General features: G+C 62.3%; 9 protein-coding genes. 5 read left to right on the forward strand and 4 right to left on the reverse strand.

Annotated elements, in window-relative coordinates; genetic code table 11:
* Positions 1-55 precede the first annotated feature (55 nt).
* Positions 56-3517: a chromosome segregation SMC family protein gene (locus CCGE531_RS05235; protein ID WP_120663235.1), complete on the forward strand. Its 3462-nt coding sequence runs from the start codon at positions 56-58 to the stop codon at positions 3515-3517.
* A 129-nt stretch (positions 3518-3646) separates the two neighbouring features.
* Here CCGE531_RS05235 and CCGE531_RS05240 read toward each other — a convergent pair whose 3' ends face one another.
* On the reverse strand, positions 3647-4174 hold the full coding sequence (locus tag CCGE531_RS05240) for a hypothetical protein (protein ID WP_120663236.1): 528 nt from the start codon (positions 4172-4174) through the stop codon (positions 3647-3649).
* A 100-nt stretch (positions 4175-4274) separates the two neighbouring features.
* Positions 4275-5129, reverse strand: coding sequence for an MBL fold metallo-hydrolase (locus CCGE531_RS05245; protein ID WP_245458989.1), 855 nt, complete (start codon positions 5127-5129; stop codon positions 4275-4277).
* 219 nt (positions 5130-5348) lie between these two features.
* Between CCGE531_RS05245 and CCGE531_RS05250 the strand changes: the two genes are divergently transcribed.
* The 3 genes from CCGE531_RS05250 to ppdK all read left to right on the forward strand — a co-directional run bounded on the left by CCGE531_RS05250 (position 5349) and on the right by ppdK (position 10404).
* Positions 5349-5963 (forward strand): TetR/AcrR family transcriptional regulator, encoded by a 615-nt coding sequence (locus CCGE531_RS05250; RefSeq protein ID WP_120663237.1) that lies wholly within the window; start codon positions 5349-5351, stop codon positions 5961-5963.
* 244 nt (positions 5964-6207) lie between these two features.
* A complete protein-coding gene (locus CCGE531_RS05255) occupies positions 6208-7533 on the forward strand; it encodes a hemolysin family protein (RefSeq protein ID WP_120663238.1) in 1326 nt (441 codons plus the stop codon).
* A gap of 204 nt (positions 7534-7737) precedes the next feature.
* Entirely contained in the window at positions 7738-10404 is a 2667-nt protein-coding gene (gene ppdK / locus CCGE531_RS05260; RefSeq protein WP_120663239.1) for a pyruvate, phosphate dikinase, read from the forward strand.
* An 11-nt stretch (positions 10405-10415) separates the two neighbouring features.
* Here the strand turns inward: ppdK and CCGE531_RS05265 are convergent, their stop codons facing one another.
* Positions 10416-10691, reverse strand: coding sequence for a hypothetical protein (locus tag CCGE531_RS05265; RefSeq protein WP_120663240.1), 276 nt, complete (start codon positions 10689-10691; stop codon positions 10416-10418).
* Between the two features lie 91 nt (positions 10692-10782).
* Positions 10783-11208, reverse strand: a complete 426-nt coding sequence (locus CCGE531_RS05270) for a hypothetical protein (protein WP_120663241.1) — start codon at positions 11206-11208, stop codon at positions 10783-10785.
* A 232-nt stretch (positions 11209-11440) separates the two neighbouring features.
* On the opposite strand from CCGE531_RS05270, the gene CCGE531_RS05275 reads away from it, so the two are divergent.
* The gene (locus CCGE531_RS05275; protein ID WP_120663242.1) at positions 11441-12373 is read left to right on the forward strand and encodes a DUF1499 domain-containing protein; all 933 of its coding nucleotides are present in this window, start codon (positions 11441-11443) and stop codon (positions 12371-12373) included.
* Positions 12374-12392 lie beyond the last annotated feature (19 nt).

The raw sequence follows: 12392 nt of genomic DNA on the forward strand, positions 1-12392 counted from the left end.
CACCCCGGACCTTTGGTCCGACCCTCCCCTTCAAGGGGAGGGTGGAGATCACCCTATGAAATTCAACAGGCTGAGACTTGTCGGCTTCAAATCCTTCGTCGAACCGGGGGAGTTTGTCATCGAGCGTGGCCTGACCGGCGTCGTCGGGCCGAACGGCTGCGGCAAGTCCAATCTCGTCGAAGCGCTGCGCTGGGTAATGGGCGAGAATTCCTATAAGAACATGCGCGCCTCCGGGATGGACGACGTGATCTTTTCCGGATCCGGCAATCGCCCCGCCCGCAACACCGCCGAAGTCGGCCTTTACCTCGACAACAGCGATCGCACCGCGCCGGCAGCTTTCAACGACAGCGATGAGATCCAGGTCACGCGCCGCATCGAGCGCGAGCAAGGCTCGGTCTATCGCATCAACGGCAAGGAGGCCCGCGCCAAGGATGTGCAGCTGCTGTTTGCCGACGCCTCCACCGGCGCCCGCTCGCCCTCCATGGTCGGGCAGGGGCGTATCGGCGAGCTGATCCAGGCGAAGCCCCAGGCGAGGCGCCAACTGCTGGAAGAGGCTGCCGGCATTTCCGGCCTGCATTCGCGCCGGCACGAAGCCGAGCTGCGCCTGCGCGCCGCCGAGAGCAACCTAGAGCGGCTGGATGACGTGACGTCGCAGCTCGAAAGCCAGATCGAAAGCCTGAAGCGTCAGGCCCGGCAGGCCAACCGCTTCAAGACGCTCTCGGCCGATATTCGCGCCCGCGAAGCCATGCTGCTGCATATCCGCTGGGTGCAGGCGAAGGAAGCCGAGGCCGAGGCCGACAGTGCCCTGAACCAGGCAACGGTGCTGGTCGCCGAAAAGGCGCAGATCCAGATGGAGGCGGCAAAGGCGCAGGGCATCGCCAGCTTCAAGCTGCCGGAGCTGCGCGATGACGAAGCGAAGGCCGCCGCCGCCCTGCAGCGTCTGCAAATCGCCCGCTCGCAATTGGAAGAGGATGTCAATCGCATCCTGCGGCGGCGTGATGAATTGATCCGACGCCTGGCGCAGCTGGCCGAGGATATCAGCCGCGAGCAGCGCCTTGTCGCCGACAATGCTTCCATTCTTGCCAAGCTGGATGCCGAAGAAGCCGATCTCACCGACATCCTTGCCGATTCCGGCAGGCTTGCCGAGGAGACGCGTATCGCGTTTGAGGAAGCGGCCACCAAGCTCGCCGACAGCGAGCGCATCTTTACCGCCCTGACCGCCGAACGCGCCGAGACCGCCGCCGCCCGCAATCAGCTGGAGCGCGCCATCCGCGATCTGGCCGACCGCAAGATGAGGCTGGAACGACAGGCGGACGAAGCGAACCGCGAGCTTGCCGCCATCGACGAGAAGATGGCCGATCTGCCCGATCCCAGCGAAAAGCGCGATATGGTCGAGGCGGCGGAAAATGTCGTTGCCGATGCGGAAGGCGAGATCCAGCGCGTCGAAGCGGTTCTTGCCAAGGCGCGCGAAACCGAGGCGCTGTCGCGCGGACCGGTCGAGCAGGCACGGGCGCGTCTGAACGCGCTCGAGACCGAAGCGCGGACCATTTCCAAGATGCTGGCGGCGGGCGATACCTCAGGCGCTTTTTCACCGGTTGCCGAAGAGCTGCGCGTCGACCGCGGCTTCGAGACCGCACTTGGTGCGGTGCTCGGGGATGATCTGGAATCCTCGCTCGATTCCGAGGCGCCGGTCTATTGGTCCGACAATGGCAGCGGCGCCACCGATCCGGCTCTGCCAGAAGGCGTTGCACCCTTGATCACCCATGTCGGCGCGCCGGCGGCATTGACGCGGCGCCTGCGCCAGATCGGTATCGTTTCGGCTGAAGACGCGTCGCGATTGATGCCGGCGTTGAAGCCTGGACAGCGGTTGGTCACCCGGGACGGCGCGGTTTTCCGCTGGGATGGTCATGTGACCGGCGCCGATGCGCCGAGTGCCGCTGCCTTGCGGCTGGCGCAGAAGAATCGCCTCTCCGAGCTGGACGCAGAAGCCGAGCTCGCGCGCGATGTGCTTGTGGAGGCTGAAGAGCGTCTGTCGGCCGCCGCCGAGGCGATCAGAGCCGAAGAGGGACATCTGGCCACTGCCCGCGACGCCAACCGGCTTGCGGCCCGGCATCTGGCCGAGGCGCGCGAAGCGCTCGCCGCCGCCGAGCGGGCCTCCGGCGACCTCATCCGTCGCCGCGATGTCGTCGTCGAGGCCGTCAGCCGGTTGCGGGAGCAGCTTGAAGATGTGGCGATGCAGGATGAGAATGCCCGCATCGAACTGGTAGACGCGCCGGATCTCGACGGTATCGATGTGAAGCTGCGCGACCAGCAGGCGGAGGTCGCGACGGATCGCGGCGCGCTCGCCGAAGCGCGTGCCCGGCATGAAGGCCTGAACCGGGAAAACGAGGCGCGGCAACGCCGCCTCCTGGCGATCCGGCAGGAGCGTGATACCTGGCGCCAGCGCGCGGCCAGCGCCGAGGAGCATATCCAGACGCTGCGCGACCGTGAAGAGGAAGCGCGCGAAGAAGCGGCCGAACTCGATCTCGCCCCCGATGAATTCGACGATAAGCGCCGCGCCTTGATGAACGAGCTGCAGAAGGCAGAGGAGGCGCGCCGCCGGGCTGCCGACCGCCTTGCCGAAGCGGAAGTCGTTCAGCGCGAGGCCGATCGTCATGCGACGACGGCCCTTTCCGAACTGGCGGAAAGCCGCGAGAAGCGTGGTCGGGTCGAGGAGCGGCTGGTCTCTGCCCGCGAGCGTCGGCAGGAGAGCGAACTGCGCATTCGTCAGGCGCTCAATGTCGAGCCGCACGAGGCTATGCGCCTGACCGGCCTTTCGGCAGTGCAGAACGTGCCGGATCTGCGTGAGGTCGAACGCGAGCTGGAACGGCTGAAGATCGAACGCGAGCGTCTTGGTGCCGTCAATCTGCGCGCCGAGGAGGAGAGCAAGGAGCTGACGGAGCGGCTGCAGGCCCTGATCAAGGAACGCGATGACGTCATCGACGCCATCAGGAAGCTGCGCGGCGCGATCCAGAGCCTCAACCGCGAGGGCCGCGAACGTCTGATCGTTGCCTTCGACATCGTCAATGCGCAGTTCCAGCGCCTGTTCACCCATCTTTTCGGTGGCGGCACGGCCGAACTTCAGCTCATCGAGTCGGACGATCCGCTGGAGGCGGGCCTGGAAATCCTCGCCCGCCCGCCGGGCAAGAAGCCGCAGACTATGACCCTGCTTTCCGGCGGCGAGCAGGCGCTGACGGCCATGGCGCTGATCTTCGCCGTCTTCCTCACCAATCCCGCACCCATCTGCGTGCTGGACGAAGTCGATGCGCCGCTCGACGACCACAATGTCGAGCGTTACTGCAACCTCATGGACGAGATGGCCGCCTCGACCGAGACGCGCTTCGTCGTCATCACCCACAATCCCATCACCATGGCGCGCATGGACCGCCTCTTCGGCGTGACCATGGCGGAGCAGGGCGTATCGCAGCTCGTCTCCGTCGATCTGCAGACCGCCGAGCGGCTGCGGGAAATCGCCTGATATTTTCCGTCGCCCGGCGGCAACTTCCGTCAAGGCGTTGATTATCCGGACCAATCCGGGATGAGATTCGTCGCTCCGAAAAGGGTCTTCGGGGGAATTCTCATCGGTAGCCCGTGGGCCGTCGACGCTTTAACCTTTGGCGACAGGCGCCGGCGGCACGGGGAGGATGATTTCGGATGCGACCTTCCAGTCCCTTTTGATCCTGATCCAATTGATGATCATCAGGAACGGCTTCGGCGTGCCGTCCTGACCGGCATAGGAAACCGTAATGTTCATCGGCGCATAGGATTCAGCCATTTCGCGGGTCAATCCGACGACCTTGAGCTTGGAGAAATCGGGCGCAAGCACGACTGGTCCCGACCCGGCGATGTCGTGGAGCTTCCGGTCCACGGCCTCGTTACCCCAAAATCCAGCCCAGTTGCCTTCAGAGGGGATGGCGCTTTTTGCGACCAGAAGCGCGGAAGGTGACTGCCAGAACATGTTGTGCAACGCCTTGAGATCATGCTTGTTCGCCGAATCCATGAGCTGACTGAAATGCGATTTGATCGTGCTCAGCGTCTGAGTGTCCAGCGGATCCTTATGGGCGACTGGCGCTGCCGCCGCTGATCCGGCCGAAAGCACTGCCAAAGCGAAGGCGGCGGAGAGCATTTTTCGCATGTTCAATATCCCTTGCGTTCGTTGATGAGGGGCGAATTCCAAAAAAGAGGAACGGAAAGTCGGGCCGGCCGTGAAACCGACCCGGCACATCCCATTGTTCTTAGCTTTTCCCTTTGGCGGCGTTCGAGGCACCCCAAAGTGAGCCCGGATTGGCGCGATTGGGATAGAGCTCCAGCATGGCGTCGTAGAGCTCACGCGCGGTCGTCGTTGCCTCGTTCAGGCGATTGAAATCGAGAAGATATTGCCGTGTCTCGCCGATGATGCGGGGATCATCGGCGTTTGCCGGCAACTTATGCCCGGCGATCACCGCCCTGGGCTGCAGTGCCTCGAGCTTGTCAAGCGCGGCAATCCATTCAAGCCGGCTCCGCGCATCGGTCTCGCCAAGGTAAAGGTGGATGCCATTGTAGACGACATCCCCGCCGACGATCAGCCCGATCGATGGGGCGTACAAGCAGGTTGAGTGGCTCGTGTCGGTATGCCCGGCGTTCACCACGACAAGCTTATGTCCTTCCAGTTCCAAAGTATCGCCGTCGAGCGGCTCGGCGATCAGCAACCGGTCGGGAATCTGGCCGGGAAAGAGCCTGCGCCAGAAATTGTCGATCGACGCTGGCGACAATTGCGCATGCATGGTCTCGACCACCGCCGGCGTCGCAAGCGCCCTCGCATTGGGAAAACGCTCCAGAAACGGTGCGAGGCCAAAGAAATGATCGCCATGTCCGTGGGTGATATAGATCGTCGTGAGGTTCTTGCCGCTCGCGACGACCCAATCCAGCAAGATCTGCGCGTGCCCGGCTGTAAGAAACGTATCGACAAGGATTGCGTCGCGCTCGCCATGGATGAGCGTCGATGAATTCACCACCCACATCAGCTCTTCCTTGCCAGGCGGCACGTCTCGGCCAAGGCCGGGGCGTTTGATCGTCAGTACATCCCAGTTCAAGCTCGTCTTGGAAAACACGATCACTATCCTTCCAACCAATTGATCTCATTGGATCCGCTCATGTTCGCGATGATCCGAAGGCGCGCTTTGCCGACGGGCGTCCCCAACGAGGATGCCCGTGCCCGCATTCGATCTTCGGTATGATGCGCGTTGGCATGCCGCTCTCTTGACACATGTCCCGAGAGTTGCGATTAATATCGTATGACCGGTTGGTCGGAATTAGTCAAGGGGCCTGAAATGAAATCTCCTGCAGGCGCCAAGCGCGGCCCGAAGCCAAAGCCTGATACGCGTAACAATCTCCTTCAGGTGGGGCTGCGGATGATCCACGCCGAAGGCTATGCGGCGACCGGCATCCAGAGCATCGTGGATGGGGCGAATGTTCCCAAGGCCTCATTCTACAATCATTTTCCGAGCAAGGAGGCGTTCGGAATCGAAGTCATCGATGCCTATTTCGATCGCAACGAGGGCAAGTTGCGTGACTTCTTCTGCAATTCGAATGTCGGGCCGCTGGCCAGGTTGGAGGCTTATTTCGACGATCGCATCGCCGCCTTCAGGGCGAATGGATTTGCGCGAGGATGCCTGCTTGGCAATTTCAGCGCGGAGATCGCCGATCACAGCGAGCTGATGCGCGAGCATCTGGCCGAACATTTGGAAGCGTGGAGCAGTTTCTTTGAAAAATGCATCGCCGAGGCGCAGGAACGGAGACTGATTAGCGACAAATTTCCCGCAGCTTTGCTCGGCCGTTTCGTATTGAACAGTTGGGAAGGCGCGTTGCTGCGTATGCGAGCCGAAAAGAGCGATGCAGCGCTGGTTGAGTTCAAGGAAGTCGTCTTTGGCGGGCTCTTCGCCTAGCGGGATGTCCGGGCTAGATGCCTGGGCGAAATTTCCGTTCGGTCACCATTGCGGTGCGGAAAGCGAGGCTTGCGGAAACCGCTGTCGATGCCGCTTTTCTGCGTATCCCGGCAACATCCCTTGAAAAGGCAAAATGTTTCTCTTATCGACAAGAAATTGCCGTCTTGGCTGCCGTACAGCCGGAAAGCGTGTTAGGTTTCTTTTCGATCAACAACATGGGCGCTGATCCGCCCGGAAGGGAAGTATGTCTGGTTCGGCTGGCGGTATTTTCGATTTCCTCGGAATATTCGCCGTATTGCTGCTTGTCGCCGCCAACGGCTTTTTCGTTGCGGCCGAGTTCTCTCTGGTGTCCGTCCGCCGCAGCCGCGTGACGGAGTTGGTTGCCGAAGGGCGGATGAACGCCAAGGCGCTGCAGAAGGCAGTCGACAATCTCGATGCCAATCTCGCGGCGACACAGCTCGGCATCACCATTTCGTCACTTGCCCTCGGCTGGGTCGGTGAACCTGCTCTTGCTCATCTGCTGGAGCCGCTGCTCAATTTTCTCCCCGGAGCATGGGCCGCGGCCGGATCGCATGCGATCGCCGTCGCCATTTCCTTCATCATCATCACGGCGCTTCATATCGTGCTCGGCGAACTTGCGCCGAAGAGTCTGGCCTTGCAGCGCAGCGAAGGCACCGCGCTCGGCGTCGTGCGGCCGCTCGGCCTGTTTCTCTTTCTGCTACGCCCGGCAATCACCGTGCTCAACGGCCTCGGCAATCTCGTCCTTCGCCTTTTCGGCCTACGCCCCGGCGCCGGCGAGGGCTCGCTGCATTCGCCGGCCGAGATCAAGCTTCTGATCGCCGAAAGCCAGGAGGCGGGCCTCCTGGAACAGGCCCAGCAGGATCTGGTCGAGCGTGTCTTCAACATCGGCAACCGCGATGTCTCCAACATCATGACGCCACGGCTGGAGGTTGACTGGATCGATGCCGACGATACGCCGGAAGAAATGCAGAAAACCATTCGCGACAGCCGCTATGAGCAGCTTCTCGTCGCCCGCGGATCGATCGACGAGCCGATCGGCATGATCCTGAAGAAAGACCTTCTTGATCAGCTCCTGAACGGCGAGCCGCTGAACCCGATGGCCGTCATTCGTCAGCCGCTTGTTGTCCACGAGGCGACGGCGGTCTTCAAGGTGCTCGAAAGCTTCAAGCGCGCACCCGTGCGCCTCGCCATGGTCATCGACGAATATGGCAGCCTGGAAGGCATCGTCACGCAGACGGACCTGCTGGAAGCGATCGCCGGCGATCTGCCTGATATGGAGAACGAAGCCCCTGACGTCGTCGAACGTGCCGACGGATCGCTGCTGATGGAAGGCATGATGCCGGTCTATGACGCCTTTGCGAGGCTGGGACTGCGCTTCAGCGAGGAGGACGTCAATTTCCATACGCTCGCGGGCTTTGCCCTCTACCAGCTCGGCCATCTGCCCGAAGTGGGCGAAAGCTTCTCCTTCGGCGGCTGGCATTTCGAGATCGTCGATCTCGACGGCATGCGAATCGACAAGATTCTGGCTCAACGCGAGCCGCACGCTTAGTCATCTGGAAGCTCGGTCTCGAGGCGAAAACGTTCGAACCGTCGGGTGCTGTGAATGACCCGCAAGCTCCCGGTTTCGATCAATCGATTGAAATCGGAAAGCTTCGCCTCATATTTATTGTGCAACGCAACATTTTGCCGCATTTGTCGATTTTCATTTGTGGCTCAATGAATTAAGTTCAACCGGAGGAGTTGGACGGAGACAATGACGAAGTGGGTCTATACATTCGGCGGCGGCAAGGCCGAGGGAGGCGCCGGCGATTTTGAACGGCTCGGCGGCAAGGGCGCAAATCTTGCTGAAATGTGCAATCTCGGCCTGCCGGTTCCGCCGGGGCTGACGATCGTCAGCGATGTCTGCGCGTTCTACTACAAGAATGGCCGCGACATCCCCGAAGAGCTGAAGCCGCAGGTCATGCAGGGCTTGCAGCGGATGGAAGCCACTACCGGGCGCAAATTCGGCGATACCGAGCGGCCATTGCTGGTTTCCGTGCGCTCGGGCGGCCGCGCTTCCATGCCGGGCATGATGGATACCGTCCTCAATCTCGGCCTCAACGACGCCACGGTGCAGGCGCTCGGCCATGATGCCGGCGACGCCCGTTTCGCCTGGGACAGCTACCGCCGCTTCATCCAGATGTATGCCGATGTGGTCATGGGTCTCGACAATGAGGTCTTCGAAGAGATCCTGGAGGATGAAAAAGCTCGCTTCGGCCACGAGTTCGACACCGACCTGACCGCTGTCGAATGGCAGCATGTGGTCTCGCTCTACAAGACCGTCATCAAGGAAGAATTGGGCGAGGCCTTTCCGCAGGAGCCGGAGGTTCAGCTCTGGGGCGCCGTTGGCGCGGTCTTTGCAAGCTGGATGAACGCCCGCGCCGTCACCTATCGGCAATTGCACAATATCCCCGAGGCCTGGGGAACCGCAGTCAACATTCAGGCGATGGTTTTCGGCAATCTCGGCAATTCCTCCGCCACCGGCGTCGCCTTCACGCGCAATCCCTCGACCGGCGAGAAGGAGCTTTACGGCGAATTCCTCGTCAATGCGCAAGGGGAGGATGTCGTCGCCGGCATCCGCACGCCGCAGAGCATTACGGAGATGGCCCGCATCGCCTCCGGCTACGACAAGCCGTCGATGGAAAAGCTGATGCCCGAGGCCTTTGCCGAGTTCCGGAGCATCTGCACGCAGCTGGAATCGCACTACCGCGAGGTCCAGGATCTGGAATTCACCATCGAGCGCGGCAAGCTCTGGATGCTGCAGACCCGCAATGCCAAGCGAACCACCAAGGCAGCAATGAAGATCGCCGTCGACATGGTCGACGAGGGGCTGATCACGGAAGACGAAGCGGTTTCCCGCATCGAGCCGACGACGCTGGACCAGCTGCTGCACCCGACGATCGATCCGCGCGTCCGCCGCGAGGTCATCGGCTCCGGTCTCCCCGCATCGCCTGGCGCGGCCACGGGCGAGATCGTCTTCACGGCTGAAGAGGCAATTATCGCGGAAGAGGAAGGCCGCAAAGCCATCCTCGTGCGCATCGAGACGAGCCCGGAAGACATTCACGGCATGCATGCCGCCGAGGCGATCCTCACCACCCGCGGCGGGATGACCAGCCATGCGGCCGTGGTCGCCCGCGGCATGGGCATCCCCTGCGTCGTCGGTGCCGGCACCATGCGCATCGACATGCGCAATGAAAAGCTGATCGGCATCGGCATCACCTTGAAGAAGGGCGATATCGTCACGATAGACGGATCCACCGGCCAGGTCCTGAAGGGCGAGGTGCCGATGATCCAGCCGGAACTGTCGGGGGATTTCGGCCGCATCATGGCCTGGGCAGATCGCTCGCGGCGCATGACGGTGCGCACCAATGCCGATACGCCGGCCGACGCGCGCGCGGCCCGCTCCTTCGGCGCCGAGGGCATCGGCCTATGCCGTACCGAACACATGTTCTTCGAGGGCGATCGCATCCATGTGATGCGCGAGATGATCCTCGCCGAAGACGAAAAGGGTCGCCGGGCCGCCCTTGCCAAGCTCATGCCGATGCAGCGCCTCGATTTCACCGGCCTGTTCACCATCATGCACGGCCTGCCGGTGACGATACGCCTGCTCGATCCGCCGCTGCACGAATTCCTGCCGAAAACGGATGAGGAGATCGCCGAGGTCGCCGGCATCATGGGCATGGAGCCGGCCACCCTGCGCCAGCGGGTCGATGCGCTGCACGAGTTCAATCCCATGCTCGGCCATCGCGGCTGCCGGCTGGCGATTTCCTATCCGGAAATCGTCGAGATGCAGGCCCGCGCCATTTTCGAGGCGGCAGTCCTCGCCGCGCGCGAAACGGGGGCTGCTGTCGTGCCCGAGATCATGGTGCCGCTTGTCGGCCTGCGTTCCGAACTCGACTACGTCAAGGCCCGCATCGACGAGGTGGCGCGCGCCGTCATGTCGGAAGCCAGGATGAAGATCGACTATCTTGTCGGCACGATGATCGAGCTACCGCGCGCCGCATTGCGCGCCCATATCATCGCCGAGGCGGCCGAATTCTTCTCCTTCGGCACGAACGACCTGACCCAGACCACATTCGGCATGTCGCGCGACGATGCCGCCGCCTTCATCCCGACCTATCAGCGCAAGGGCATCATCGAGCACGATCCCTTCATATCGCTCGATTTCGATGGGGTGGGCGAACTCATTCGCATCGCTTCCGAGCGCGGTCGCCGCACCCGCAACGACATGAAGCTCGGCATTTGCGGCGAGCATGGCGGCGATCCCGCCTCCATCCATTTCTGCGAGGATATCGGGCTGGATTACGTGTCCTGTTCCCCCTTCCGCGTGCCGATTGCGCGGCTTGCGGCGGCGCAGGCGGCAATCAAGGGACGAGGCTGATTTTCTGAAGATCAGCGGCGCCAGTAGCCGCGATGATATCCCGGGCCGCCGACCACGATTGTCGGTCCCCAGAAGAAATCATCGTTGCTTTCCATGAAGGCCCTTTGATCTGCCCGCCGGCTAAGATCTTGATTCATCAGGCAGTTGGCGAAATTCTCCGACCCGCGCCTGAAGCCGTAGCCGCCGCATCTCGCCTCGTCGGCCGCGCGGATTTCCTCGGCCGTCTGGCAGGAGGAAAGCACGAGCGTAGTGGTGAGGAGGGAGAGGATGGAAGCGGCGATGCGCATGGCTTTATGTCCTGAGTGCAGATGTGCAGGCACGAACTATAGCGCCGCGCGGCATGGCGCGAAAGGCGGATCGGGCCGTAGGCGGGAACGCCTATGCGGCTTCCTTCGGCTTTGCCGGCAATCGCCGCAGCAGATCGACGAAGGCATCGGCAAACCGCAAAAGGTGCTCGGTTTCATCGTCCGGTTGCAGCAACCGGATTTCCGCGCCGTCTTCGTCGAGCGCGGCAAAGAGAGTGCGCGTCGTCGCATCTCCTTCGGGAATGCGGATGACCGCCAGCCTGCGGCAATCGGAGATCAGCCCCGCGGCCGGAAGATCGAACAGGAAGTCGCCGCGTATGGCTGAAGCCGCGTTTCGCACGGCCTCGCAGAAGCCTGGCTCTCCGCCGGAAAAACCTTCGAGCGAAAGCTCCAGTTCCAGGAGTTCCAGCGGCAGGATCGGATCGGCCGCGTCGGTCCCCGCAATGGCCGCTCCCGGCAACCGCTTGCCGATGGCGTCTTGAGAAACTATCGGTTCCATCTCACCAAGTCCTTTCACAGTCTCGATAAAACGCTGAAGAATGGCCTTTTTTGGGAATTTAAGCAAGCGCTCACGTTTTTGGTCTAGGCGTTACTGGTTTCAGCCTTGACGAAACATGGGGCGTTGATGTCGTGACATTCGATTTATTTTCGCCGTTTCTTGATCTAAACATAAGTCGCTTCCTGGGATTCGGTGCATCCGGCTTCCGATCCGACGCGCCGACGAGCCCTTGATGACCATCCGCTTCGACCGTCCCGTTTCACATGCCGCCCGCGCCGCGCGTCTGATCGCTTCGTTTGCCCTGGTGCTCTGCGGCGTGACGCTGATCGGCTATCGCTTCGGGCCGCTGGAAACGCCTTATTTCGTGCTGCTGCTGCTGATTTCTGCCGGCTGCGCCGTGCTTTCGGTGCTGCTGGCGCTGGTCGGCCTTGCACAGCTCTGGCGGAATGCCGCCATCGGCGGCGTCTCCGCCGTCAAGGCGCTCGTCTATGCCGCTTTGCCGCTTGCTATTTTCGGTTTCGGCGCCGAACGCCACTGGAGCCGACCGCCGATCTACGAGATTTCGACCGATCTAAACGAGCCGCCGGAATGGCTGGCAACGCCGGACGCCAGGCAGATGTGGCTGCCGCCGCGCCATCTGGTGACGCAGCAGGAGCGCGAGGCGCAGTTCGACGCCTATCCCGCTTTGATCAGCCGTCGCTACGAGGGGGCTTCCGACCGCGTGCTGGAAGCGGTGCGCAAGGTCGCGCGTGACCGTCACATCACCATCGTCAAGGCTGATGGCGCCGATGTCGCGGATCCGAATGGCAATGTGAAGCCGAAGCGCCGCGCCCGCTCGCGGACCGTCAATCCCGCGCAGAATGACAGTGTCGTCGGCGACGTGCCCGATATCGTCCCGGTGCCGACGCCGCGTCCCTTCCGCGATGGCGTGGCGGAAATCATCCGCCAGAATACCGACGTCATCCTGCAGGGCGAAACCCGCACCCGCATCTTAGGCCTGCCGTGCGACCTGGTGATCCGCATTCGCGAGGAGGCGGAAACGACGCTGGTCGATATCCGCGTCGCCTCCCGCTACGGCCAGAACGATCTCGGCGTCAGCGCCGACCTGGCCGATGGCTACCTGAAGGCGCTGGACGCGGAATTGCTCGGCATCGCCGGAAGCTGAGGCTTGCGCGCCCAAAGGG

Origin of the sequence: Rhizobium sp. CCGE531 (assembly GCF_003627795.1) — a bacterium.
In the GTDB taxonomy this organism is placed as follows: Bacteria; Pseudomonadota; Alphaproteobacteria; order Rhizobiales; family Rhizobiaceae; genus Rhizobium.